Source organism: Pseudanabaena sp. PCC 7367, assembly GCF_000317065.1.
In the GTDB taxonomy this organism is placed as follows: Bacteria; Cyanobacteriota; Cyanobacteriia; order Pseudanabaenales; family Pseudanabaenaceae; genus Thalassoporum; species Thalassoporum mexicanum.
The window spans coordinates 20,968-47,711 of the sequence record NC_019701.1; the positions used below are offsets into that span (position 1 = coordinate 20,968).

At 46.2% G+C, this 26,744-nt stretch carries 22 protein-coding genes; 11 read left to right on the top strand and 11 right to left on the bottom strand.

The window, feature by feature from the left end:
* Positions 1 to 19 precede the first annotated feature (19 nt).
* Entirely contained in the window at positions 20 to 1,144 is a 1,125-nt protein-coding gene (locus PSE7367_RS00080) for a CobW family GTP-binding protein (RefSeq protein ID WP_015163310.1), read from the top strand.
* 453 nt (positions 1,145 to 1,597) lie between these two features.
* Positions 1,598 to 2,236: a PFE-CTERM domain-containing protein gene (locus tag PSE7367_RS00085; RefSeq protein WP_156800314.1), complete on the top strand. Its 639-nt coding sequence runs from the start codon at positions 1,598 to 1,600 to the stop codon at positions 2,234 to 2,236.
* A gap of 229 nt (positions 2,237 to 2,465) precedes the next feature.
* On the opposite strand, the gene PSE7367_RS00090 is transcribed toward PSE7367_RS00085, so the two are convergent.
* Complete coding sequence (locus PSE7367_RS00090; RefSeq protein ID WP_015163312.1) at positions 2,466 to 3,032, bottom strand: pentapeptide repeat-containing protein; 567 nt, start codon at positions 3,030 to 3,032, stop codon at positions 2,466 to 2,468.
* A 581-nt stretch (positions 3,033 to 3,613) separates the two neighbouring features.
* On the opposite strand from PSE7367_RS00090, the gene rodA reads away from it, so the two are divergent.
* From rodA to PSE7367_RS00105, 3 genes are all read left to right on the top strand, one after another.
* Positions 3,614 to 4,873, top strand: a complete 1,260-nt coding sequence (gene rodA / locus PSE7367_RS00095; RefSeq protein ID WP_015163313.1) for a rod shape-determining protein RodA — start codon at positions 3,614 to 3,616, stop codon at positions 4,871 to 4,873.
* Between the two features lie 223 nt (positions 4,874 to 5,096).
* Positions 5,097 to 5,639 (top strand): GAF domain-containing protein, encoded by a 543-nt coding sequence (locus PSE7367_RS00100; RefSeq protein WP_015163314.1) that lies wholly within the window; start codon positions 5,097 to 5,099, stop codon positions 5,637 to 5,639.
* Between the two features lie 418 nt (positions 5,640 to 6,057).
* Positions 6,058 to 7,191 (top strand): cob(I)yrinic acid a,c-diamide adenosyltransferase, encoded by a 1,134-nt coding sequence (locus tag PSE7367_RS00105; protein ID WP_015163315.1) that lies wholly within the window; start codon positions 6,058 to 6,060, stop codon positions 7,189 to 7,191.
* A 13-nt stretch (positions 7,192 to 7,204) separates the two neighbouring features.
* Here the strand turns inward: PSE7367_RS00105 and PSE7367_RS00110 are convergent, their stop codons facing one another.
* Together PSE7367_RS00110 and PSE7367_RS00115 are read right to left on the bottom strand one after the other, a co-directional pair.
* Positions 7,205 to 8,155, bottom strand: coding sequence for a hypothetical protein (locus tag PSE7367_RS00110; RefSeq protein WP_015163316.1), 951 nt, complete (start codon positions 8,153 to 8,155; stop codon positions 7,205 to 7,207).
* A gap of 17 nt (positions 8,156 to 8,172) precedes the next feature.
* Positions 8,173 to 8,589 (bottom strand): toll/interleukin-1 receptor domain-containing protein, encoded by a 417-nt coding sequence (locus tag PSE7367_RS00115; protein ID WP_015163317.1) that lies wholly within the window; start codon positions 8,587 to 8,589, stop codon positions 8,173 to 8,175.
* Between the two features lie 254 nt (positions 8,590 to 8,843).
* Here PSE7367_RS00115 and PSE7367_RS00120 point away from each other — a divergent pair, with 254 nt between their 5' ends.
* Positions 8,844 to 9,368, top strand: a complete 525-nt coding sequence (locus tag PSE7367_RS00120) for a VOC family protein (RefSeq protein WP_015163318.1) — start codon at positions 8,844 to 8,846, stop codon at positions 9,366 to 9,368.
* Between the two features lie 15 nt (positions 9,369 to 9,383).
* Here PSE7367_RS00120 and PSE7367_RS00125 read toward each other — a convergent pair whose 3' ends face one another.
* The 3 genes from PSE7367_RS00125 to PSE7367_RS00135 all read right to left on the bottom strand — a co-directional run bounded on the left by PSE7367_RS00125 (position 9,384) and on the right by PSE7367_RS00135 (position 12,928).
* Complete coding sequence (locus tag PSE7367_RS00125) at positions 9,384 to 10,439, bottom strand: D-alanine--D-alanine ligase family protein (protein WP_015163319.1); 1,056 nt, start codon at positions 10,437 to 10,439, stop codon at positions 9,384 to 9,386.
* A 111-nt stretch (positions 10,440 to 10,550) separates the two neighbouring features.
* On the bottom strand, positions 10,551 to 11,879 hold the full coding sequence (locus PSE7367_RS00130; RefSeq protein WP_015163320.1) for a four-carbon acid sugar kinase family protein: 1,329 nt from the start codon (positions 11,877 to 11,879) through the stop codon (positions 10,551 to 10,553).
* A gap of 194 nt (positions 11,880 to 12,073) precedes the next feature.
* A complete protein-coding gene (locus tag PSE7367_RS00135) occupies positions 12,074 to 12,928 on the bottom strand; it encodes a calcium-binding protein (RefSeq protein WP_015163321.1) in 855 nt (284 codons plus the stop codon).
* Positions 12,929 to 13,184: 256 nt separating this feature from the next.
* On the opposite strand from PSE7367_RS00135, the gene PSE7367_RS22845 reads away from it, so the two are divergent.
* The 3 genes from PSE7367_RS22845 (at position 13,185) to PSE7367_RS00145 (ending at position 15,833) form a co-directional block, all read left to right on the top strand.
* Complete coding sequence (locus PSE7367_RS22845) at positions 13,185 to 13,319, top strand: hypothetical protein (protein WP_264314163.1); 135 nt, start codon at positions 13,185 to 13,187, stop codon at positions 13,317 to 13,319.
* A 296-nt stretch (positions 13,320 to 13,615) separates the two neighbouring features.
* Positions 13,616 to 14,488 carry a fructosamine kinase family protein gene (locus PSE7367_RS00140; RefSeq protein WP_015163322.1) on the top strand — a complete coding sequence of 291 codons (873 nt, stop codon included), beginning with the start codon at positions 13,616 to 13,618 and terminating at the stop codon, positions 14,486 to 14,488.
* 235 nt (positions 14,489 to 14,723) lie between these two features.
* On the top strand, positions 14,724 to 15,833 hold the full coding sequence (locus tag PSE7367_RS00145) for a class I SAM-dependent methyltransferase (RefSeq protein WP_015163323.1): 1,110 nt from the start codon (positions 14,724 to 14,726) through the stop codon (positions 15,831 to 15,833).
* 318 nt (positions 15,834 to 16,151) lie between these two features.
* On the opposite strand, the gene lpxB is transcribed toward PSE7367_RS00145, so the two are convergent.
* Positions 16,152 to 17,399, bottom strand: a complete 1,248-nt coding sequence (lpxB, locus tag PSE7367_RS00150) for a lipid-A-disaccharide synthase (RefSeq protein ID WP_015163324.1) — start codon at positions 17,397 to 17,399, stop codon at positions 16,152 to 16,154.
* A gap of 467 nt (positions 17,400 to 17,866) precedes the next feature.
* Between lpxB and PSE7367_RS00155 the strand changes: the two genes are divergently transcribed.
* Positions 17,867 to 20,260 (top strand): ATP-dependent helicase, encoded by a 2,394-nt coding sequence (locus PSE7367_RS00155; protein ID WP_015163325.1) that lies wholly within the window; start codon positions 17,867 to 17,869, stop codon positions 20,258 to 20,260.
* Between the two features lie 163 nt (positions 20,261 to 20,423).
* Here PSE7367_RS00155 and PSE7367_RS00160 read toward each other — a convergent pair whose 3' ends face one another.
* Positions 20,424 to 20,879 carry a pentapeptide repeat-containing protein gene (locus PSE7367_RS00160; RefSeq protein ID WP_015163326.1) on the bottom strand — a complete coding sequence of 152 codons (456 nt, stop codon included), beginning with the start codon at positions 20,877 to 20,879 and terminating at the stop codon, positions 20,424 to 20,426.
* Between the two features lie 745 nt (positions 20,880 to 21,624).
* Here PSE7367_RS00160 and PSE7367_RS00165 point away from each other — a divergent pair.
* Positions 21,625 to 21,957 (top strand): ArsR/SmtB family transcription factor, encoded by a 333-nt coding sequence (locus PSE7367_RS00165; RefSeq protein ID WP_015163327.1) that lies wholly within the window; start codon positions 21,625 to 21,627, stop codon positions 21,955 to 21,957.
* A gap of 745 nt (positions 21,958 to 22,702) precedes the next feature.
* On the opposite strand, the gene PSE7367_RS00170 is transcribed toward PSE7367_RS00165, so the two are convergent.
* From PSE7367_RS00170 to PSE7367_RS19850, 3 genes are all read right to left on the bottom strand, one after another.
* Positions 22,703 to 25,102: a secretin N-terminal domain-containing protein gene (locus PSE7367_RS00170; protein WP_015163328.1), complete on the bottom strand. Its 2,400-nt coding sequence runs from the start codon at positions 25,100 to 25,102 to the stop codon at positions 22,703 to 22,705.
* A gap of 129 nt (positions 25,103 to 25,231) precedes the next feature.
* Positions 25,232 to 26,053 (bottom strand): hypothetical protein, encoded by an 822-nt coding sequence (locus tag PSE7367_RS00175; RefSeq protein ID WP_015163329.1) that lies wholly within the window; start codon positions 26,051 to 26,053, stop codon positions 25,232 to 25,234.
* Complete coding sequence (locus PSE7367_RS19850) at positions 26,043 to 26,741, bottom strand: PilN domain-containing protein (protein ID WP_015163330.1); 699 nt, start codon at positions 26,739 to 26,741, stop codon at positions 26,043 to 26,045. Before PSE7367_RS19850 ends, PSE7367_RS00175 begins: the two co-directional genes overlap by 11 nt.
* Between the last annotated feature and the right edge of the window lie 3 nt (positions 26,742 to 26,744).

Below are 26,744 nucleotides of genomic sequence, written 5' to 3' on the forward strand. Positions count from 1 at the left end.
ACCCTAGCACGAAATAATAATGACCAATCTTCAAGCTAAAACCCAAACTTCACCAGCCCAAGCACCGATCGACATGCCCAAGCGCGGTATGCCCGTCACGATCATCACCGGATTTTTGGGCAGCGGCAAAACTACGTTACTCAACCACATCCTGGAAAACCAGAAAGATCTCAAAGTTGCGGTATTAGTAAACGAGTTTGGCGACATCAATATCGACAGTCAATTGCTAGTTTCAGTCGATGAAAATATGATGGAACTGACCAATGGTTGTATTTGTTGCACGATCAATGACGGCCTGATTGATGCGGTATATGGTGTGCTGGAGCGCAGTGACCAGATTGATTATATGGTGGTTGAAACTACCGGGGTAGCCGACCCACTACCGATCGCCCTGACTTTTTTGGGTACTGAGTTGCAGCATCTCACCCGGCTGGATTCGATCTTGACTGTGATCGATGCTGAATCCTTTAGTCCAGAGCATTATGACAGTGATGCCGCCTTCAAGCAGATCATGTATGGCGATATTATTGTGCTCAACAAAACCGATCTAGTCGGCGAAGCCGAGCTTAAGGATATTGAGAATTATATTGAAGAACTAAAGCCCAAATCGAGGGTATTGCGATCGCAGCGTGGAGCTGTGCCATTGCCGTTGGTGTTGGATGTGGATGTCAATGATGCTGATTTTATTCAGCAGGCTAGTGGAGAGGATGAACACAGTCATAGTGATCATGATCACCATCACGAAAATCATGAGCATAGCCACGATCACCATGAGCATGAGACCCATCATCACCACGAAGATCATGATCATGCGCACGATCACCACCATGAACACCATCATCATCACTCCGACCACCTAGCCAATGATGGGTTTGTGGCAATCAGCTTTCAACGCGATCGTGCCTTTGACATCGACAAATTCCAGAATTTCCTGGATAAACAACTGCCTGTTGATGTGTTCCGTGCCAAAGGGGTACTGTGGTTCAGCGGCATGGACAATCGCTATGTGTTCCAACTCAGCGGCAAGCGCTATGAACTCAAGAACGATCACCGCGAGCTACCCCCTTTCAATCAACTAGTTTTGATCGGTCGCAACCTTGATCAAGCAGAAATCGAACAAAACCTGGAAGCATGTTTGGTATAGGTTGTAATTAATTAATCACTAGGCATCAAGTTTATTTGAAAGCATAATTGGGGCTTTGGATTATTCCTAACCTGACATTGGATTGTAATAACAAATTTTACATACATTAATAATCGCTACCCAGTAGCATAATTGCGATATTCGCCGCCTGAGCCATTCTTATTGGCCGATCGGGCGGTTTTGTCGTTAGAGCACATATTAAGAATCATTGATAAGCTTCTACTCCCCCGATCGGGTTAGGCTAAGATGCTTATTAGTAGCAAGCAGAATATGTTGGTGTGTAGAGTCGGTAACTATAATAATTTGGCATATTTGGCTTGCAGAGATTAAACCATAAGCTACGACAGATTCTTAGATGCCATGTTAAAAAAACTTAGTTTGTTGGCTTTCGCCACGGTAGGATCGCTATTCGTTTCAAAGCCTGCTTCAGCTCTTATTATTGGGTTCGGTGGTATGGCTGCGCCTCTTCCGCCCGGTGTTACCTCAGTTGATCCTGTTACACCAACCCCTGTCCTGCCACCATTTGGTGCTACAACATTTGCTTTTAATGAGTCGCAACAGGTCACGATCGCTCCTCCGGCAATGCCAATCTTTGCTGAAGTAGCAACAGCATTGCTGCCAGCCGGGCCATCTGGGCCACTCAACAAAGATACTTTTTTCCCAGGTCCTCTACCCTTCGGAACTTATAATAGTCATTTTCTCCATTTCGATCCTGGCGGTCCTGTGGGCATAATTTCAGCAGGCAGTGTAACTTTTGCGGAACCGATCGCTGGCGTAATTTTCTTCTCAACTACTTTGGCTGGTTCAGATGCTTTAGCTGCACCTCCGGTAGTTGCTTACCCACCACTTCCTTTTCCCAGGGGTACCGAAGAAGGGCCATCCCCAGACCCTGACTCTGTTGCGATTTCAGCCGATCGGCTTACCCTGAGTTTTTCGTTGATAAGTGAAACCCCTGGAGACTTTGATCAGATTCGCGTAATTACAGTGCCATTTGAGTTTGAGGCTACCGCTGGATTAGCATTACTTGGGCTTTATGGAGCCTGGGAATTTACCAAGCGCAAACGTAAATCAGCACTTAGGCCAGCCAAATAATTTTGCAGAGTCAACTATTTCTTTTCAGTAACAAAAGGCGGGGTAAACCACTATCCTGCTTTTAAGCTTTTAGTTATTATGCCTAGACTGGGAACCAAATCATCTATAGCTACGGGTTAACAAAAAAAACATCGTGGTTGCTGCTCCGATCGATCTAATCGAGTAGATGCTTGGTTCATGCTGAATAGGAAAGACAAAACAAAGCAACGGACGAAACCCATCCAGATAACTAAAAATTAGAATTATTACATTCCAACGTTGCCCGCGTACTATTCTTAGTAAACGGATGCGCGCCAGTGGCGATCGAGCATAGATAAACCCTCACCCGCTGATCGAGGTTTTTGACCCGTGAAAAATCAGCATTATCGATCGATCTAAGTGGCTCGATTTGGGTGCCGCGCAGGTTGGTGCCGCGCAGGTTTGCCCCCTGTAAATTCGCGCCGCGCAAGTCGGCATCGATCAAATTCGCACTACTCAGGTTGGTGACATCCATTCTGGCATCCATAAACGAAGCGCCAGTGAGGTTTGTCCAGCTCATATTTGCCCAACTCAAATTAGCGCGATTGAAATTAGAATTTTTGAGGCTAGCTCCCCGCAAATTTGTATCAGCTAAATTCGCCCCCTGCAAATCCGACGCAATAATATAAGCGCCACTGAGATCGCAACCGTGTAGATCTGCCCCTTTGAGGTTAATGCCATTGAGCTTAGCCCGGTGCAAATTTGCCTCGCACAGAACCAGGCCAGCGAAATCGCGTTGCCCCTGCTCGTAGGATATTAGTAGCTCCTGTGCGTTCAATTACTTACCTCTAGCTCAACTTGCGCTGTTAATTGTAGATGTTTTTGGCGACAATTAATGAATTAATGATGCTTATCCTTACATAACTTCAATCAGTAATTCGATCGCTTTGCATGGGTGATGCGCTCAATCTATGCTCAACTAATATTTTGGCCTGTTAATTATTCTCTAATTCCTTAGTTTCGAGTTGACCGGGTTGATTGCTGAGATTTTTTTAACTGGAATAGAACTGTTATACAGATCGATCGCCCCGTTGCTCACAATAAGTTAATCACAATAATATGTGCTTGTTATAGCTACTGGCTCACAATCCAACTCAATTAACCGCTATCATAATTTGAAGATTAATAATCTAGCCCAAAATCCAGGATTAGCTTAATTAGCTTGCTGGTCAATCGCTAAATCGGCACAAAACCACATAGCAAAGACTAATGCTATGGCGATCGCTCAAAGCTCAAAATCCCAACCAGCTATAGCATCGCCGCTCCCCTAGATTACTTAGATATGTTATCAGCTAATAGTTATCACCAAAACCTAGAATTATCAAGGATTCTAGCATTATCACGGATTAAAGATAGAGCATGTTTGCCATAAATTTACGCTTTTGGGGGCGCGACCAGATCAAGCGCGAATGGCGTGATGCCGACGTACTGATTTTATTACTGCCTGCCCTGCTTGCAATCTTAGGTGGCTTGGCGATCCGCAGCACTGAGTCGCGCGACATTTCAGCGGATTGGTGGTGGCAACATTGGGTTGCCGGCGGCCTGGGTTTGGTGCTGGCGATCGTGATTGCCCGTTGGTCCTACGATCGGCTCTTGCAAATTCATTGGCTCACCTATGCGATCACCAATATTTCTCTGCTAATCGTTAAGTTTGCTGGCAATACCGTAAATGGATCGCAGCGCTGGTTATCGATTGGTGGCGTGAATATTCAACCATCTGAGTTCGCCAAACTGGGTTTAATTATTACCCTGGCGGCAGTTTTGCATCAACGCCCGATCAAACATCCCCTGGATATGCTGAAAGTTTTGCCAGTAGTATCCTTACCTTGGTTTTTGATCTTCATTCAGCCAGATTTAGGTACTGCCCTGGTATTTGTGGTAATTACGCTGGGGATGCTCTATTGGGCTGGAGCCAAGCTAGGCTGGTTGATCCTGTTGGGATCACCCTTAATTTCGGCGATCATTTTTAATTTCCATGTGCCAATTTGGCTCGGTTGGGTAGCCTTTACTGGCGTACTGGCCTGGACTACTCTGCCCTGGTTTCGGATGATCTCTACGGTGGTGGCGGTGGTAGTTAATTTGGTGGCAGTGGAGATTGGCAACTTACTCTGGTCATTTTTGGCTGACTATCAAAAAGATCGGTTGGTACTTTTTCTGGATCCTTCCAAAGAACCCCTTGGTGGCGGTTATCACCTGATTCAATCGCGGATTGCGATCGGCGCTGGGAAGCTTTGGGGCAAAGGGATCATGCAGGGCACGCAAACTAAGCTGGATTTTATCCCAGAGCAACATACCGACTTTATCTTTTCCGCCATTGGCGAAGAGTTGGGGTTTATTGGTTGTGCATTCGTGCTGGTGGTGTTTATGGCGATCTGCTGGCGGCTGCTGGTGATCGCGCTCAAATCCAGGGATGATTTTGGCTCGCTAATTGCGATCGGTTTTTTCTCATTAATTTTGTTCCAGGCGATGGTCAATATCGGCATGACGATCGGCTTAGCGCCCGTGACAGGCATTCCGCTGCCCTGGATTTCCTATGGGCGATCGGCAATGATTGCTAATTTTATTGCCCTGGGGCTGGTTGAATCGGTCATGCTACATCGGCGCACAATCAAGTTTTGATAAGTCTTAAGCAAGTATTAATAGGCTTTAAATCAGACCATGAGCTTGTTATGGTTATTAAGCCTGATCAATCCAGTTTTTGCTAATCTTGTCTTTACCTCCTCGATCAAATAGTCCCCATTTTGGTATGTTGAGAGATGGATTAACTTAGGCTACAGGCTAGCTAGGCAAGATGCTTAGCCTGAACCCAGTCCTAGGCATGTGAATTTGTGGATATAAAATTATGAGCCAGCCAAGTGATGAGTTTCAAAATAAAGTAGCCCCCGATGCCATATCGCTGGGGTTGAGGGATGTGATGGCTCGCTTAATTTCTGTGCAGTTCCGTGATGAGTTGGTGAGTGAGGTTACTGAAAATCTGAGGACGCAACTAAACACCGATCGGGTCGCTCTTTACTATTTCTATACCCGCTGGAAAGGCCAGGTTACCTATGAGGCGATCGTCAATGATCGTTTTTCAATTCTGGGCGAGACTGGCGCAGATGATTGCTTTAACCAGGAATATGCTCAGCTCTATTTGGAAGGCAGATGCAAGGCGATCTCCGACATTGAATCTGAGCCGATTGATGATTGCCACCGTGATTTTTTACGCAGCATTGATGTCCGCGCTAATCTGGTAGTGCCAGTGCTGGTCAATGATAATTTGTGGGGATTATTGGCAGCGCACCATTGCCGATCGCCCCGATTGTGGACGGAGGCAGACATTGAGGCGATGCAAACTGCGGCTAAGTTACTGGCTAATTCCGAAGCGATCTACCCTGACGATTAGATTGCATTTGGGATCTATCTGTCTTTAGTTTTAAGGATGCTTATATTGTTAGCAGGAGCGATCGCCAATCTGAGCAAAGCAACCTAATTTTTGTTAATACTGCTTCAAGTGATGATTGGGAAAGAACGATATAGGTATTTAGTAATTGCATCTAAGCGATTATTACAATTACCAATCAGGCTATTAACGCTGGTCTAGATCAAAACAATCAACAACCCTTAAATAGTATCTATAGATATTTAGATATCTGCTGATAGTGTATTTATATGAATTAGCTTTTGGGAAAACCCTATATCTAGTGTATTCCCCTAGCAATTCTAGCGATCGGGGGCTATAATAGCTCACATCATTCAGCGATCCGGTGTGGTTAGTTAGCTGTTCTTTAAATCCATTAGACACACATTAGGCAGATAGGGTTATGACAGGAATCGGTATTATGACTGCTCAGGTGCGACCAGAGCGGGCAGTAGGGCAAATCCATGTCTATGATGGCATGGGCAAAGGCAAGTCTCAGGCAGCCCTGGGCGTGGTGTTGCGATCGCTGGGGTTGGGCATGGCAGCCACCGATCCAAAAGAAACACGCATTTTATTAATCCGGTTTTTGAAAGGCCCTGGCCGCGAATATGCAGAAGATGCGGCGATCGCAGCCTTGCAACAGGGTTTCCCCCATCTGATTGACCAGGTACGCACCGGACGAGCTGAATATTTTGATGCAGCGCAGGTGACCAAGTTCGATTGCCAGGAAGCCGAACGAGGCTGGGATATTGCGAAGGGGGCAATGGCTTCTGGGTTATATTCAGTGATTGTGCTGGATGAAATCAATCCGGTACTAGATCTAGGGCTATTACCCGTCGATCGGGTGGTGAATGATCTCAAGCGCAAGCCAGCCCACTTGGAAGTGATCGCCACTGGACGGGGAGCGCCAAAGGAATTGATCGAAGTTGCTAACTTGCATTCAGAAATGCGCCCCCAGGAGCATGTTCATGCCGATGAATATGGCATTTCTGGGATTGAAATTTATACTGGTGCAGGCAAGGGTAAAAGCACCTCAGCATTGGGGCGATCGCTCAAGGCGATTGGGACTGGGATCAGCCGCGATCAATCCCATCGGGTTTTGATTATGCAATGGCTCAAGGGTGGTTCTGGCTATACGGAAGATGCGGCGATCGCTGCCCTCAGTCGCAGTTATCCCCACGTGGTCGATCATCAGCGCTGCGGCCGCGATGCGATCGTCTGGCGGGGTCAACAACAGGAATTAGATTTTATCGAAGCGGAACGGGGCTGGCAAATTGCCCAGGTGGCGATCGCTTCCGGTTTATACAAAACGATCGTGCTGGATGAACTCAACCCCACCGTCGATCTAGAACTATTGCCCGTTGAGCCGATCTGTCAGGCATTGCTTAAAAAACCCCGCGATACGGAGGTGATTATTACTGGTCGCTGCATGAATCGCCCCGATTACTTTGACCTGGCCAGCGTACATTCGGAAATGGTCTGCCATAAGCACTATGCCGAGCATGGGGTTGATCTTAAGCGCGGCGTTGATTTCTAGACTTCCAAAATCGCTATTTTGATCGCCGATACAAGAAAAAAGCAGCTAATATACCTGCCGCTATCAATACTAATCCCAAAACAAGCGGCATATTGAAGTTCAAGGCGATCGCGGGTAAATAAGCTTTAAAGCGCCGACCTATGATATTCATTGTCTCAAATATGAGCAAGCCCAACCCGAATAAAAACAGGAAATTAACAGCCCACTTATAATTGGATTGCCAAAATATATGTAACCAGTTTTTCCTTAAAACAGTTGAGGATTCTGCTTTATCAGCGACTGGCTCGTTAGACGCAGGTGTTTCTTCTAAAAAATCAGATAACTCGTAAAGAAGATAATCTAAATCGTAATATTTAACCAATACTTTGATAACAGATGCATAATCACCCCTTACAGCGACATATATGTCAAACTCCCTTTCCCAGTCTCTTATAGTACCTTCAGGTAAATTCGTGCCCCTAAGCAGTCTGGATACCTCTCTTAGGAAACTATTGTCTTTCTCATCTTTGAGATATTCACCATCTACACTGAACTGACGCCCCAAATTAAAGCTTTTTAGTTTTGTTTGAATAATCTGTCTAACCTTTTGCTCGATCGATGCATCAAAGAACTCATAAACAAAATCACGTATTGTTTTTAATTGTTTGCTAATATCGTTGTTATCACTACCTGGGATAGGAATCTGAGTGATTATGCCAATAAAAGAACCTGCACCAATTAGTGACATAAAAATACAGTCTAGTTCAGAATGACCTATTACTGTAGTTCCAACATATCTTAGAGTAGATGTAACTAGTAATGAACCGAAGGCAGATAGTGCTAAGTATATCCACACCTGCCATAAGTTAAGGATATACTTGGTTGTAGCGAGATATTTTTTCTGAATACCAATTAGTGATAATAGCGCACCAAAAATAATTGGGAGAACCAGGTATAAAATATCAATGTATTCCAAGTTTTCCATAGCATGGCTGCGATTCGTTATGTGACTTTCTGACCAGTTATTCCCCACATAAGCTGTTCTATTGGGTCAGGGCTTTTACTTCTAAAATCTACCCAACTATAATAACTAAGAAATGCTGGCAGCTGTGGAGCCTTTGGCGCACTTTCAAGGATCACAGGTATGATAGGCATCATTGTCTTAGTTGATTCTCTCAAGAAAGCTCTGGTTTCTAAATTTTGCCAAGGACTGACAGAGCTTGCTCCTACAAAAACAATTGCAGACTTTGCAAATCTAAAAACATTGTCTAATTCCTTCTGCCAGTCTGTTCCTGGCCTAAGCTCCCAAATATCTAGCCATAACTTAATACCTTTTTCTTTTAGCTTTTCACAGATTTCAATAACCTCTCGTCGATCGTCAGCACTGTAAAAAACGATCGCATCATACTCAGGAGACATAATTTTATTCTTCTGCTAACCCATTAGACTCTTGTGCCGCGCTACATTTATTACGTCTTGAAGGCTTATAACCATGCAGCTTTGTCTGGACTTTGCAAGTTATTTATTTTGATGTTGTTGTCAGTATAGCTGAAATTCTATTACTCAAATACGTTGAATCATCAAGCAAATCTCCGTTGAGTTGGATTAAGATCAAGCTAACCTAAAGTAAGCTAAATTAATCAAGATTGATCCTGATCCGAATTTAATAAACTATGTTTGACGCGCTCTTTTCCACCCAAGGGGTAATGGTAATGTTGCTGGCTGCCTATGGCGTGGCCATGTGGATGTTTCTGACCAGTGCGCCCAAGGTGCATACAATCATGGTGTCAGACATGGAGCAGGCTAGAACATTTTACGAAGGGCAACTAGAGCTATCGATCGCCGATGTGCCCTTGCATTACTACTATGGCAATGAATATAGTCTAGGTGCGGCCTCTGACCCAATGTACTATAACCTGCCAATGGAGGCGCAACGCACTGCCACCAAAGATGTTAATGATGGCGGATACTGGTATCAACTGGGTAAAAATGCCCAATTGCACATCGTACCAGGAGCCCATCGCCGTCAGAGTAACCGCGATCGCCATGTTTGTTTCAACCGCGATTGTGTTGAGCAGGTGTTGCTAAGGGTGCAGATGCGCGGAGTCAGGCATAAGGTACGCTGCGAAAAGCCCTTGATTTTTATGGTTAAAGACCCCGATGCACAGATTATTGAAATTGAAGAAGTAATTTCTTAGCCTGGATGTAATTAATTAACCAACGATCGGTTTATGTCTCTCTAGCGCTAAATCTACTAACCGATCGCATAGGTCATGAAAACTAATTCCGCTCGCTTCCCACAGTTTGGGATACATACTGGTGGAGGTAAATCCAGGCAGGGTATTGATCTCATTAATTAAAACCATAGAACTCGCTTCCACATAGAAAAAGTCCACGCGCCCCAGCCCTGAACCAGCAACTGCTTCAAATGCGGCGATCGCCATGTCTTGCACTGCCTGAGTCACTGTCTCTGGCAATTGCGCAGGAATATGTAAATCCGCCATCCCAGGCGTATATTTGGTTTCATAGTCGTAAAAATCGCTATTGTAGGTAATCTCACCCACGATCGAGGCTTTGGGTTGCTCATTCCCCAACACCGCGCATTCAATTTCCCTGGCGGTAACGCCCTGCTCAATAATGACCCTGGGGTCATAGCTGGTGGCGCTGTGGATCGCTGCCTCTAGCTGGGAGCGATCGCGTACCTTGGAAATCCCCACCGAGGAGCCAAGGTTGGCAGGTTTAACAAAACAGGGATAACCCAGCGTAGTTTCAATGTGCTCATACCACTCTTCCGGTTCCTGCTGCCACTGCCACCGACTCAGCGCCACATATTTGACCTGCGCCAAGCCTGCCTGGGCAAACAACGCCTTCATCAAAACCTTGTCCATGCCCACCGCCGAGGCCAACACGCCATTACCAACATAGGGCTTTTGCATCAGTTGCAGCATCCCCTGCACGGTGCCATCTTCACCATTGGGGCCATGCAGCGCCGGGAACCACACATCAACTTCATTGGCGGCGGCGGGTAATTTAAACTGACCACTATTGTCAATCTGCTCTGGCTTACCGGCTTCTAATACGTTTAGCGATCGCTCTGGATCACACCACACCCCGTCTTTTTGAATATAGAAGGGCATGACTTGATTGCGGGGATTCTGCCCCAAGCCCTGGGCGATCGACTTGGCGGAAACCAGCGAAACTTCATGCTCGCCGGATTGACCACCAAATAAGAGGCCGATTTTTAGGGTTTGATTGTTGGTTGAGTTCATTTGCCACCTCGATCGCGCTGTTTGCCTTTGCGCAGGGATGGCGATGCGATCGATTGGTAACGGGCGATCGGTTTGCCTTTCCCTGGCGTTCTAAAATATGGGCATGATAGCTTAATTTGTTGGTTTTCTGGTGGTTAATCTTTGATAAACCGTCGCCAGCGCATCATCATCCCCCACATTCCCAGGAAACAAAACCACCGGCAAATTAGGTAAATGCTCCCGTTCCGCAGGCGTACGCACCACCGAACAACCAGCAATAATCTGCCCCAACAATCGCGCCGTAGTTAGTTCCAGCCCCTTACTCAGCACATCATTAGAAGTAATCCCGCCCTTGCTAATCAAAAAACTGGTTTCCGCAGGCAGCCCCTTCACGATCTGCATCAACAAGTCCGACACCTCCTCGCCAAACTTCAGCCGAGTTTGCACATCCTCAAACTGTAACTCTTCCCGTGAGGTATAGACCACCGGAGTTTTACCTGCCCCATGCGCCGATCGCACCTGCTCCAGAGCTTGCTGCAATAACAGATCTCGGTTGAACGGTGTGAGTAACTGCTTAACCTCAATTTCGATCGCTGCTACCCCTGGCTGTTTTAGTAATTGTGCCAGTTGGGCAGTGGTTTTTTTGACATGGGAGCCCACGATCACCGCACCAGGCTGATCTGTGCGCACATAGGTAGACATTTGCTCTGGCGCAACGGGTTGGGGCGGTAACTGTGCCAGAGCAGTAAGTATGCTGGCGGCACTCCTGAACAGGAATTTTTTACCCTGGGCAGCCGCAGCCAGCACATCAGCGGCAAACTTATCTAAATCGGCCTGGGTTTCCGCATCAACCACGCCACATTGATTGTTACTCAGCGCCAGCAAGCGATCGAGACTGCCAGCGCGAATGTCGGCCAGCAAGAAGCGCTCCACCTGCTCAGCAGCAATTTTGCCCTTGGTCTTTTCCGCCACATAGTCTGGTAAATAGCTGGTGGAATAGCCAAATACAGAATCCTTGGCAAACTCTGTGTCATGGGTCGGGACAGGCTTGCCATCAATGATTAAATAGTGGGTGCTGTCGATCGTGACCCTGCCCCCCTCAAAAAAGGCTGGCACCAGAAAATGGGCATCAAAGGGCCCTGTTTCCGCCGCGATCGCATCGGTTTCGATTGGATAATGGCCGCGCAGGGTTGAATCGGAGCGACTCACCACCATATATTCAGCAATGTTTTCCGCCGCGATCGCCTGTTTTAAATTATGGCAAACTTCGCGGGTGACCCGATCGGCTGCTTCAGGTTCGATCGCCCTGGTATTGGTGAGCACAAACATGATCGGCGCACTATCTCGCAAACCAAACCGCAGCGTATCCACATCCCATTTGGTTAGCAAAAGGCAGCTATGGACGGTTTGTGAACCGGTGGGATCATCGTCGAGAACCACGATTTTAGGTTTGGCAGTCATAGTTTCTGGTAGGTCGGATCAAAAAATAAAAGTGAAGGATATTATTCCTCCACTCTATCTCAATATGTTGCTGCCTCAGTAATCAGATCCAGTTGTCAGTAAGACCAGACCTGGAGTTCTGGATGATCGATTTTTTAACAAAAGCCCAGAACTTAATGCAATATTAATAAAAACAATAGCTTTGTTGATTGCCTCTATACCAAGATCAAGGCTGCACCAATAACAGCCTCAGGCGCAGTATCTGGGAATGCCGCCACCAATTCATCGGCTTGGGTGAGGCTGCCTGTGCCATCGGAATCTGTCCACAAGGCCAGACCAGAGAAGCCAAAGACCGCCGGATCAGTGCTGGTGAGAATATAATCCACATCAAATCTGAGTTGGAGCTTGTCACCTTCGAGGGGATTGAAGTCAAAGACGATCGCATAGTCGTCCAGGCCAGAATCGGTGGGATCGCCATTGTCATAGAAAGAGACACCCGCATCCGCTAGCACAAAGGTATCAGTGTCAATACCACCCACCAGCACATCAATTTCTCCTAAACCAGGCAGGCTACTGGATGGGGCTGCACCATAGAGGGTATCTGCGCCCTGATCGCCGGAAACCAAATCGCTGCCAATATCACCAAACAGCAGGTCGTCGGCTTTATTCCCAAATAGCTGATCGGCATCCTTACCACCCCAGAGGGTGTCGTTACCCTGCCCACCACTGAGAGTATCTTCGCCCTGGTTGCCAAACAAAAGGTCATTATCAAGATTGCCATTGACAACATCATTACCTTCATTACCAGTAACAAAGTCGTCGCCCTCGTTGCCATTCAGTTCATCATCACCGGCACCACCAACGATCGCATCACGGCCATTGAAGCCAAACACAGTGTCGTCGCCACCAAACACAAAAATACGATCGTCAAAATTAGAGGCGAAGTTAATTACATCAACTCCCTCAGTACCAAAAATGTCATCACCGGGATCTTCCTGGGGCGGTAGGATAAAAAATAGACAATCCTCGCCATCTTCACTCAAGTGAACGGGACAAATCTCTGTTTCCATGTGGTCTCCTCACGGATAAGTTTTCTCAGTCTTAAGGATTTTCTTGGTTCAGCGCCTAGCGCAAACATTTGCCAGTCAAGATCATAGTTAGCTAGAACTTTGATTTTGATGAGGCCGGCTTAGATGAGCTAATTACCATAAACCAATAAATATTTCTGGGCTTATCGATCGCTAGACTTTAGCAACATATTGCGATCGATTGATGTTTTGATGTTTCAAGCTATTTCACCGCTCGAGCACCTCAACAATTTAGCTAATGAAAGCAAATAGAGCTGTGTTGGTGCTTAAGGCATTCAATTTTAATCAAAAAATTTCAAGTAAAGACTTTGCCACTGCCATGTATTCCCGTTTCATAAAACCCTATGCCCGATCGCCTAGACCTTTAAATTAATACTTAAAATATTATAAAATATTAATAAAGGCCTGATCAATCAAACACTTTAGGTGTTTATACATAAGCAGGATTTACATTGGCAAGAGTATACTACATGTTTGCGATTAATCAATCTTTGCTCTTACTGGCACGATTTTTGACCTGATCTAGCAACGGCAATTGAGTTCATTAGGCAAACTAACCCCAAGGCGCTAGGATAATCATGCTGGTAGTTCTAGTTCTGTGCAGGTAGGGACATGTGGACAGTGAACTAGACATTTAGTCATTGATATTATTAGCAACATTATTTTGAAATGTGGGACGAAATAGCAGCACACATATCCCGATCGATCGGTGCGCCCTTTACGATCGCGGCCACTAATTATGTGGGTGGTGGCAGTATCAATCGCGCTTGCCAGGTGATTGGTGACGATCGCCAGTTTTTTGTGAAAACCAACACCGCCGCTCAGGTGGGCATGTTTGAGGTGGAAGCGATCGCCCTAGAGCAAATGCACGCGACCAATACAATTCTGGTGCCCAAGCCCATTTGTTGGGGGACGGCGGCGGGTTCGAGTTATTTTGTGGCGGAGTGGCTGGAGCTAACTCGATCGCAGGATTGGAGCGCAATGGGACACAAGCTGGCGGCCATGCATCGGGTCACCAGCAGCAAAGGTTTTGGCTGGGATCGACAAAATGTAATTGGCGCTACGCCGCAAGTTAATACCTGGGAGTCGGATTGGGTTGAGTTTTACTCTAAGCATCGCTTGCAATTTCAACTCAAGCTAGCGCGACGCAATGGGTTTAGCTGCCGCATCTCTGAGCAAGAGTTACTAGATGCGGTGCCGAAATTTTTTGAGACCTATCAACCGCAACCAGCGATGGTACATGGCGATCTGTGGAGTGGAAATCTCAGCTTTGCAATCGTGAATGGTAAGACCGAGCCAGCGATCTTTGACCCGGCGCTTTATTATGGCGATCGAGAAGTAGACATTGCCATGACTGAGTTGTTTGGATCACCGCCTGCCAGCTTCTATCAAGCCTACAATCAATCATTTCCGCTTGATCCGGGCTATCAAAAGCGCAAAACCCTCTATAACCTCTATCACATCCTGAATCATTTTAATTTGTTTGGGGCGGGGTATGGTTCCCAGGCACAACGCATGATTGAGCAGGTTTGTAGAATGTAGTTTTTTTCAGGGGCAAGGTAAACAGATGCTTGAAAGATGATTGAACCAAAACAGCGATCGCCTAAATCTCTAAGTTGGTTTGGGGTACTAAGCAAGTAAGAGTTCAGGGCAAGTCGAGGTTAATTATAATTATTAGGATTGAAATCACCCGATCGCTTCTAATCTGATTCAAGCCCGATTGCATTATTCTTTTCAGGGAGCAAATTCAAGGAGAAAATTCAAGGAGTAAATATTTGTGAGTGCCGTTCCGCCAGAGCAACCTAAGCCAGTACCTGATGTGACCCAGAATTTAAGCGATCAAGCGATCGATGATCCTGATGCCCTAGACAAGCTGGCTCGCCTCAAGGTTAAAAGCCTCACTGCGGCAAGGGGAGAGTTGGTTTTTCCCTGCATTCCCAGTTACAAAGATCGTTATTTAACGCAAATTAATGCATTGCTGGTGGCGCTCGGCCAGAACTTCACCACCAAGGAAAAGCAAGCCCTGGCAAACATTGTCGGTAAGCACCTGGAAGAAGGTTTTGCCAAGTCCCCCTACGCCCGTCTGGTGTTTAGATATATGCCGCCTACGCCCACAGTGGGGCTGACCAAGGGCTTGAATATTAATGTGAATAGCGAAGTACCCTCGATCGAGGATAAGTATCAGCGCTGGGTCGATACCAGAGAAGGCTCTTTGTTTGGTAGCCATGCCGATGCCAAGGTGATCGAGGTGGTGGAATCGATCGCGGCGAGTGATCCGGCTAAATGCCCAATTATGGATATTGGCGCGGGCAATGGTCGGAATACCTTCCCGCTGGCTAAGCTGGGTTATCCGGTGGATGCGATCGAGCTAGCGCCTGTGTTTGTAGAGCAAATGCAAAAGATCGCCACTGCTGAGGGGTTGAATATTAATGTGATTGAAGGGAATGTTTTAGATCCAGCCTTAAAAATTCGCCCCGCCCATTATGGCTTGATCTTTGCCGCTGAAGTAATCCCCCATTTCCGGCATATTAATCAGGTGGAATTGTTGCTGGCCAGGATGTGTGACTGTCTGCGATCGCAGGGTTTGTTGTTATTTAACCTGTTTCTAACCAGCGAAGGCTATGAACCAACCCCAATGATTAGGGAATTGTCGCAGGTGGCCTGGTCGTTTTTGGTAACCCCAGCGGAGTTGGATGCGGCGCTGCAAAAGCTACCACTGGAAATAATTGCCAATCAATCGGTTTATGATTACGAAAAGCAACATTTGCCAGAGAAAGCCTGGCCGCCTACTAATTGGTTCCCAAGCTGGTCACGGGGACGCGATCTTTTCCCTACCGATCGACAGCCCCCTGTGTCTTTGCGTTGGTTGTTGTGTCGTCGCACTTAATTTGTAACTCCTTAATTCTAAGTACAGGACAAAAAATTGAGAGCGGAACGAAATTGAGAACGCTTGGTAGTCAGGTTAAATCAAATATTGCGTAAAACCCACATTCCGCAGGTTTTGGAATAGGATAATTGTATTTTTGAAGTATGAATGAGTGGCTCAGACCCACATTTCGCGGTTAAGAAATAAAATAAGGTAATTTTGAAAAAGCCGAATCGAGCCAGTGGAAATCAAGGTAGAGCACCTAGACCATCTAGGCATCGTAGTCGAAATCATTGACGAGATGGGACTAGTCGAATGTATTAACCGGAATATTTTTATTTAGAGACTATGGTGCGTGGCTAACGACTGAGTTAGTAAATCAAGGATGCCCTGGGCGGCTCTGGTGGCTGCACCTGGTTTGCCTAATTTGTGGCGCATTTCGGTATAGTCCGTTAGGGTCTGCGATCGCACCGTTTGGTCTTGCAGCAGGGTTAAGCAAGCCTCAGCAATATTAGTGGCGGTGGCTGCTTCCTGGAATAATTCAGGCACAACTTCCCGCTCCAGGATTAAATTGGGCGGTGACATAAATGGAATCGAGAAGCCCAAGATTTTCCTGGCCACCCACACTGTACTGGCGCTGACTTTGTAGATCACCACCTGGGGTACGCCCAGTAGGGCAGTTTCTAAGTTAACAGTGCCAGATTTAGTTAGCACCAGATCAGCAGCCCGAATTAGTTGGTGAGATTTGCCATAGACAATTTCTGCCTCGATCCCATATTGATTCAGCATATCGGCGATCGGCTGGCGGAATTTTTCCGTAGACAGTGCCAGCAAAAATTTAACCTGGGGCAATTTAGCCTTAATTGCCTGGCAAGCCTCCAGCATGGGCGGGAATAAGAATTTAATTTCCTGTGCCCGTGACGCAGGCAGCATTGTTACTATCAGGTCAGATTCACCTAGGCCTAGCTCAGTGCGACAGATGGCACGATCGCTCACCTTGGCCATTTCATCGATCAATGGATGTCCGACCCAGTCTACATTTGCGCCATGCTTGCGGTAGTAGGTGGCTTCCTGGGGAAAGATCGAAAAGATTTTATCGGTGAAGCCAGCGATCATTTTGGTGTTTTTATCCTTAAATGACCAGACCCATTCCTGGGGCGCAATGTAATAGGTAACTGGCTTGTTGAGTATGTTTTGAAAAAAGCTCCCCATCGCCAGATTAGGGGTCACATAGTCAATCAAAACAGCCAGATCGGGCGGGTCTTGCTTAAGTTGTTGCTTGGCTTGGCGTTGCAATCGCATGGTCGGTAACACAAACGGCAATGCTTCGGTCAGGCCGATCGAACCGATCGCGGCGGTATTACCCAGCAACTTCACCCCAGCCGCAGCCATCCGATCGCCACCTAAAGCTACAATTTCCAGCTCAATTCCACGCTGTTTTGCCTCGGCAAACATTGCCTGCACTAGGATTGAACCATGCCAGTCGCCAGAGACTTCTCCGGTGCTAATAAATATGCGTTGCTTCATCTTGCGATCGATTGAACTCCTGTGATGGGAAATTTGGGAATTGGTTGATTTCGAAAACATGATCCCAATTACCTTGTTGCTAATATTTTTGTGAGATCATTAACTAGAAATTGCTGGCTCTACTTGGCTGAGATTGTTCCGCACAACTTCAAGAGATCTCGCTGGCAATAATAATGAATGCTTGGCCACAAACTTGATATAACTAGCAATGATTACACAGTAACTTGCTTGAAAAAATATTAGGTAGGTATTGCGAGAAGATCATATCAACTTATTTGCAATTCCTAGATCGATCGCATAAGGGATTTTGGATTTCATCTTTCTAGCTCCAGCATCATGCCCAGTTCATATTGATTTATGCCGATGCGATCTAGGCGATCTAGGCGATTTAGATTTGCACAAAAAGTTCCAAGAAATTAGCATAGATTACTACTGTTTACGTTTACATTTACATTTCTCCTGCTTATTCCCAAAGCTTCCCCGAAGCCTTATAACCCGAAGCCTTATAAATTGAAGCTAATTAAACTATGACAATCGCACCGCAACTGGCAACCCAACTGGCCGAATTACATGCTTCCTTGCGAGCCGGACAGCAACAGATGGCGCAATGGCAAAGCGGAGAGCTGGCAGTTTCGGCAGTGCCAGGGGCAGGGAAATCAACCGGCATGGCGGTGGCGGCAGTGATTACGATCGCCAACAATCAACTCAGTCGGCAGCGGCAATTGGTGGTGGTTACCTTCACCCGATCGGCAGCCAGCAACATTCGCCGCAAAATTCGTAAACATCTACAAGAGTTGCGATTGCCCCAAAGCGCCTTTACGGTGAATACTTTGCATGGTTTGGCTTTTAGTATTGCCAGTTCCCATGCTGAATTGTCGGGATTTAGTGCGGCGGAAACCCAGATAATTTCTGAGCCGCGCAAGCTGGGTTTAATTAAACAGGCGGCGAATCGATGGTTGCGGAAAAATCCTCGCTTATATGAGATGTTGTTGGAAGGTAGGGGGTTTGATGGCGAAGATGCAGAGCGATTGCGGCGGCAGACGATCCTACGCACCGAAGTGCTGCCAGCCCTAGCACGGGAGGCGATCGCCACGGCCAAGAGTGCCAAACTATCGCCGGATGACTTGCGCTATGCAGATGCGGGCGAAATTTTAGAGGTCGCCGCTGGTTTATATGAAACCTATCAAAGCCTGTTGCATAAGCAGGGCATGATTGACTATGACGATATGATTCTGGGGGCGCTGCGGGTACTGGCTCAGGATTCCGTGCAGCAATATTGGCAGGAACGGGTATTTGCGGTGTTTGAAGACGAAGCGCAGGATTCTTCACCATTACAAACTAAATTGCTCGAACAATTGGCAGTAGTGAGGCCACAGGGTAGAGATGCTGAGATGGGTGGCGATCGCGCTGATTTAGATCGCCAGAATCGAGATCTTGAGCAGAGGAATAATAGCCAATCTGTTGTTAATCTTGACGGCGCTAACAATCAAGAGGGGCAGCAAGAGAGGCATCCAGAGAATCAAAACTTAAATCTAATTCGGGTGGGCGATCCCAATCAAGCAATTAATTCCACTTTTACGAATGCCGATCCGCGCTTTTTTAATCAATTCTGCGATCGCGCCCAGAGCCGGGGGCGATTGGTCAGCCTCGATCAAGCCGGACGCAGCAGCAGCAGGATTATGGCCAGCGCCAATCAGGTTTTAGATTGGGTGAATAGCTCAACCTATGCCCAACCGGAACCACCATTCCGGCAGCAACATATTCGTGCCGTCGATCCTGGCGATCCCCAACCCAATGCCAATCCCGCCCCATTGCCAAGCCGTGGTAATGGCCTAGAAATTAATTTCCCGCCTAATATCAACCATACAGTACGTTTGCTCTACGATCGCGCCCAGCAGCTATTGGCGCAGAATCCAGAATTAAGCATGGCGGTGCTGGTACGGCAACATAATCAAGGTCGGTTTGTGTGCGAGGAACTGGAAAACTTCAACCGCGATCACCCTGATCCCATTCGCGTTTATGACGTGGAACAACGCGATCGCCGTTCCCGCGTACCAGAAGACATGCTAGCCATATTGCAATTCCTCGATCGCCCCCATTCACCGGATAACCTCAAAGCAGCGCTGCGGGTTCTGTCCAAACGGCAAATTATTAAGCCCCAGGATCTCGATGCCCTGGCCAGCTTACCGGAACAGTTTTTATATCCCACCGCACTTGATCCCAACTTCACCCCCATTGCGATCGCAGCAAGGCATATTTGCACCGGGCTGCTGCGTGCCAAACTGGAGCTACCCCCATATAACCTCATCGCTTTTATTGCCCTCACATTAAGGTATGACCAGGGAGAACTAGCTACTGCCGACAAACTTAGCGATCGGCTTAGTTCGCAACTAGAGGAATATAATCTAGCGGCAATGGTGGCAGCCTTGCAGGATATCGTAACTTCCGAGAGTTTTGAAGCGGTTGAAGATGAGAACCTCGAAGATCGCTACACCCGTTCAGGTCAATTGACCGTAATCAGTATGCACAAGGCTAAGGGGCTGGATTGGGATGTGGTATTCATGCCGTTTTTGCATAAGCGAATCATTCCTGGCGAACTATTTCAGAAGGAGGCGGTTAAGTTCTTAGGCGAATTCACGTTGCCAGAAGTTGCCCGCGCCCAAATTCGCGCCATGATTCACGGCGAACTGATCCCCGATCCCACTGTAGCCTGGAGTCGATGCCAGAGCCTCAAACAGGCGGAAGAATTTCGATTGCTGTATGTGGGCATGACCAGAGCGAAGCGATTGCTGTGGTTGTCTGCGGCTCGTTCCGCACCATTTAGCTGGAACAATCGAGACAATCTTACCGATAACGCTGATGTTTGCCCAGCCCTGAAAACTTTGGTAGATAGCTTCCCTGACGCGATCGGGAATGACTAAATCATGACTACATCTGTTCTATTAGCTTCACAAAATTAATCAACCCATTGAGAACTTAATTTTGAGCGGTACTTGTAATTCTCCACCCTCAATGAATTAATTAGGAGTAGTCAAAAACTGCTTCCTTCAAAGTTATTCTTTAACTATTGAAGTTGATTGAAATTCACTCCGGACAATTACGATCGCTAATGGTGCGATTCGGCAAAGTAGTGTGACAAAGATAAGCATCACTAAGTTGGTTTGGTGTCACGATCGCACTGGTTAAGTTAGCATCCACCAGCAAGGTTCCGGCCAGATTCGCCCCCGATAGATCTGCACCCGACAAATCCGCCTGGGAGAGATTGGCATCCCTCAAATCCGTATTAATTAATTGGGCATCACTCAAATTAGCTCCTGCCAGCACCGCCTTGATTAAGGAAATACCGCTGAGGTTAGCAGCTCGCAGGTTAACCTGTTGCATATTGGTGTTCTGCAAAACCGCCCCAGGCTTGTTACCGTCAATCAAGCTATGACTATGCTCAAGGCTAGATAACTTTAAAGTATTATTCGCATTGGCAGGGGCAATCATCGCGGGGGCGATCGCAATTGTGGCGATCGAAATGAGCGTAAATGTTTTCATCTCCTCACCTAACAAATGGCTACAAAAATCATTAGGAGCTTTGCCAAAACTTCCAACCTAATGCTAACTTGCTAATTTACTTCTAGCAATATTTTTTATTTCTGCGCAACCCATTTCTTCTATCACTAAATAGATCTACTTTGGCCTACAAAATCAGCTTATTTAGCCTACGACAACTGAATATAAAGGTCAATTAATTTTGCCAAAGTTAAGTTGGTTTAACTTTTTTAGTTTAATAGCATGAGACTTCAAAATTTCTGGTTAAAGCCTACTTGAAATCTAGTTTTCTTAATAATCAAATTTTTTTGGATATTGGCTATTGCTATTTTTCGTAAATTTCAAAACAAGCAATTTTGTAATTTAAATTGCTTAAAATCAATATAGATCTCGTCTATACTAAGTAGCAAGGGTATGTTTACGTTTTAGGAATGTTGAATTTGATCTGTAGATCGTAAATTTTCACAGCTCAATTCATACCAATTATTTTCAATTGCTGGCAATTAATAAATATTTTTGCCTCCGTTAACTAATGCTTAACCATAGTTTTGTAAGCTGACGCAGATAATAGCTACATCAGTGGTTAAGGGATGTAGAGTTTTTCAACTATTTCTATAGACTTAGATCAATCTTTTTTGCGAAAAGCTTTGGTTTTACTCTATGCAACCGCAAAGATATTGAATATAATTGAGCTATTCGTATGTGGAGAGATTTCGCTTGAGAAATAATCAATCAATTTTATTGTCATATGCCTACAGTCAAACTTGATAAGTCAAATCTAACAACCTCTGGTTTTCACGCTCTTTCCGATCCTTTGCGGATTCGTATTCTAGAATTGTTAAAGCAACAGGAATATTGCGTTTGCGAACTTTGCGATCGACTAGATGTAACCCAATCCAAGCTCTCTTTCCATCTAAAAACCCTCAAGGAAGCAGAGCTAATCACCGGTCGTCAGGAAGGTCGGTGGATCTACTATCGCCTTAATTTATCTCAGCTTGTTTTGCTAGAGCAGTATTTATCTGAGTACAGACGGTTCATTGATACCTTACCGGCTAGAACTGGTGATGATATCCCTCTTTAAGTTTAAACTATGCATTGGTTTGAGCTCAAAATTGAGATAATTGAGATATAAGTTCTAACTGCCTAATGTAAGCTGATACAGCAATTGGCTGATCGGAATATGAGTCGATTTAGCTCTAGATTAGCTTTGAATTAATCTAAGCTTTATGGCTAGGCAGCTAGAGTAATTAACTGGCATTTATATCGCAACTTCAATACTTCAGGTTTTTTATTAACCGATTAACCAACGGTAGAAGATCAGCCTCAGCCCTATTCTGTCGAAACTCAGCCGATGAGAGAGCAAGGCTTGGACACCTACTTTCAGACTTTCAGAATCAATCAATCAATTGATCGGATCAGACTGGCGCTTAGCAAACTACTAGCTATTAATAATAGCTCTGATTGCATTATAGGTGAGAGGAGGACAAACCTATATGCATTAGGTAATGGTCTAGAAGTAAGTTTTTTTAGTAAATGCAAATGAATCTTGAGTAAGTTGCAATTCTATGGCCAAATATCATTTATAGCTAAAACTACCCATGAATAATATGCCCAATCAACAACCAACTTAAAATGAATTGAATAATAGAGCTTTTCCCAAACGAGTATTGCCAGCATATATTTATTGTTCTGAGCAATTCTCTTTGCAACATATCGGAGTAAGGAGTAAGCAAGAAATAAAAAGGAGCACATGGTTTAGTTGCGCTCCTTTACTCATTTAAGAACTAAGAGAGGAAGTCAATAGTAGTCAACCTGTTCTATATTCCTTATCTGAACGGAATACCGTTGCTGTCAAGTACCTGTTGTACTTCTGGACCTGGTTGATAGGTATAACCATATTGGCTAGCATATTCACTATCATCAAGAATCCTTGGTGTAACTAGAATAACAACCTCGTTACGGGTATTCTCAGTGCTTTCACTTCTAAACAGGGTACCAAGGATAGGTAAATCACCAAAGAACGGTACTTTGTTTATAATCTGACGATCGACATCTTGAATTACCCCAGTCAGGATCAAGGTTTGGTTGTCACGCAATCTAATTTGACCAGATTCAAGTTCGCGCTTGATCAGCAAATCTACTGGGCCAGCAAAGTTATCGGTCGAAATATTTCGCGTGTCTCCAATGCTGGCGATCGTCGGCGCGATCGATAGGTTAATAAATCCATTATCATCAATCCGCACCACGTTGATATTCAAGCTCAAGCCCGCAGTTTCAATCACTGGGTTACCGGAAGTATCAATCTGGATGATTTCATCACCTAGATCAACTCTGGCCGTCTCGGACTCCTGTACCAATAGGGTTGGATCGGTTAGTAACTTGGCATGGCCACTGGTGATACTAGCTTCCAACCTGGATAGGAACTGTCTGGGATATTGGAAGATCTGAGGCAAGGAATAAGCTAGTTGTGCCGCTTGACCAATAAAGGATGGTTGTGGTGCTTGGGCATCAACAGGTGCTGTAGCCAAAACTGGGGCACCTGTGTCAGGATCAAGCAAGATTGGTGTATTCCCAAACGGTCCTGTCTGGAGCGCTGGTGGTAAGCCAGGTAGGTTAGCATTGATTACGCCACCGGGATTGAGGTAATAGGTGGCAGGAACACCAGGAACACCATTTGTACCATCCAGAATTGGTTGGCCGGTGGTTGGATCTACAACAATTCTAGGAGCATTTCCTGGTACAGCGTTGCGCTGTGGAGTTATTCCAGAAATACCAGGAGTTGTAGGACTATCTGTAAATGGTGAGCCTGGCTGGTTTTGTTGGAGTGGTACAAATTCACCTGAGATCGGATCTTGGGTAAGTTGTGTACCATCAGGATTGACAAATAATGGTGTGCCTGCCAAGGGATTATTACCAACTGGCCGTGAGAATACATCACCATCAGTGGTAGCAGGAGCCGCATTAAGCTCCCCAAAGTTGAGCACCGCCGTACCATCTCTCACGGTCACAAAGGTATTATCGATCCCAAAGGAGGAATTGGCCGAGAATCCCTGAGATTCGGTCAAGTTAATTTCCACAATCTTGACATTGATCGCCACCTGACGCTTGCGGATATCAAGTCTGGCTAGCTGGGCAGAGGCATACTCAACCTGGCTAGGAGTTCCGACCAAGGTAATTGAATTAGTCCGCTCTTCTGCGATTACGGAAAGCCCACTTAATGGTGCTAGAGAATTCTCATCCCGTTGAATACTTTCCAGAACCGGTACTTCTTCTAGGGGAATATTCTGAACGACCACGCCACCGGAGCCAACTTCTGCAGCTTGCGCCCCTGGGATCGGCCTCTGTCTGGTGATCGCCCGTTCTGCGCCCAAGCTAACCAGAAATGCCGAAGCTTCTCCAGCAGTGACTTGGTTCAGGCGATAGCTACGCGTGACAATGTTTTTGAGTGTAATTGGCAAATTAGCAGCTACAAAGATAGTCTTGCCAATCCGGTTAGCATCCAAACCAGTCAATCGCAAAACATTATTAAATACATCCTGTGCAGTTTCGTTCTCAATATCCAGAGAGATACGCCGATCGGCGGGATTACTTTGGTTGGCAGCAGTGTTTGTCTGACCCGACATATCATCAGCAAAAGCAACATTCAGACCCGCAACTCTGGCGATCAGAGCTAATACATCCCTAACCGGAGCCTCTCGCAAAGAAATTCTGGGCACTCGTTCCGCGCTACCCAAATCAATAAGATCAGGACGGAGCAGGGTATTGCTAACAGCGATGTCGCCAACCGGAGGTGGTACTGGGCGACGCTGCAGCGGTGGCACTACCCCTTGAATCCGGCCAGGTAACTGGGGATGCACTGGAGGCACTGTGGGCGGGATTGGTTGAGAAGTACGAGGCTTCCCATCTTTGGTGGTAACAGTTACCTGAGACTGAAATAGAGCCTCTTCTGAGGTGTTATCTACAGGCACTGTTGCAGTCTTAGGAACCGCATTATCGGGAATGTTACGTTGATTACTTCGCGCCTGAGCTATTTTTAAAGCCTCTACAGCCTGACGCCGACCCATAACTCTGGAATTAGGATTCGCTGAATTCGCTTCTACTAATTCTGATTCAGAAGCTTCTTTATTTGAATTTTGTGCTGCTCTAGCATTTAGTGGCATCGCCAGAAACATCTGGGGGAATACCGTTGCTGCCATCAGCCAGCAAAATAAAGATCGTTTATCCATGGTGCTGAACTCCTCATCATCTAAACCACATTGAAAACTATTAACACACTAGCTTGCGAAACTAAACCACCTGACCAAGACATGTTATCAAAATTTATGATTGTCTGGGTAAATTTAATGTAAATCTAACTACGGCGTTGTTGCTGCTTCTGCTTCTGCCGCTGCTGCCGCCGCTGCTGCTGCTACTGCCTCTCGATCTCGCTGCTCTAGAGCCAACAAAGCCTCTTCAGGAATAGCAACATAGGTTTGCAGGGTGAACTTGGTATCTAGCAGAGGTGGAAAATTAGCCAGAATCGCTTTTTCTTGCTCATCGGTTAATTCTAGACTGCCACCTAAGGCTATTTCCGTTGATGCCTTTTCTACACTAAAAGTTTTTACCACTAGTAAAGGTCTGAGCCTTTCAATGCGCTGCATATAGTCTAGGGTGTCTTGATAGGTAGCAGAAAAGGTAACCGAAAAGGTTTGAGCCACAAATTGCGAATCAATCTCTTCGGTTGCGATCGCACCGGTTGTGCTGGGGGTAAAACTCTCTAGTGCACCGGCAAATTCAATCGAAGCCAACGAATTGGAAACCACTCGTGGTTCCGGTAGCTGAGCATTCAAATCCAAAAGCAAGGTATCGGTTACATCGACATCAGGCAGGAATGAGAGGGCAGTGCGATTACGGTCTCTGGCATCATCAACTGATCCAGCCACACCAGCCTTACTGGCGATCTGGGCTTCCAAATTTTGGATCGATTGTTGCTTCTGGGTAATTTCGGCCTCAGCTTGATTAATTCGATCGAGGCGGGGCTTGGTATAGTTTAAAAACACCCAACCAGACACACCGACCAGACCGACACCAAGAATAATCCCTAATACCCGGCTAGAGAGGTTGACCCCGAATAGGGTGACTCCACCACCTCCTACGCCTTCTTCAAAATCGTCAGCCGCACCAAGGTTAGCTGTCATTTTCAATCACTCCCTGTTCTTTTAACAACGAAATTCTCTGGACTACCCCTTCTGCACCAGCTCTTTGTAGTTCTGGTAGCAAGGTGAGTAAGCTGGCATCGGTGATTCTGGCCGTGATTTTATAATCTACCAGGGGAACTGTCTGCACGTCCTGGCTACTAGCCGGAGCATCACCAATGGTGGCAGACACCAACTTAGTGCCACTAGGATCTAGGAAAGGGGAATCTTGTAGGATTAGAACGTAGTTATTGACATCATCAAAGGTAGAAGCTTGTCCAGAAATCGTCACTACCAGATTATCTCTAACTAAAGAGCTGAGTTGCAGATTAAGTGGGGTAGCTCGTCTGCGAATGTCTTGCATCAGAGCTGAGGCAGGCAGGTCAGAGACAAACAGATCGACCACCTGTTCAGTGCGCTGATTAATGGCCACGATTTCCTGCTCGGAAGAAGATAGCGCCGCCAGTTGCGAGTTTAATTGGGTCTCGGTTGCAGTGAGGGCAGCTAATTCAGTTTCTAGCTGATTCAGTCTGCCGCCTAGAACGAGAAAAATCATCCCCACCGCAGCCAGCGCTGCTGCACCGACCCCTAGACCAATAAAGATTAGTTTTTTATCTTCGATCGGTTGTTGCTCGGCTATTTCCGCCGCAACTTCTCGATCGTTAAGAAAATTGATATCAAGATCGTACATTTT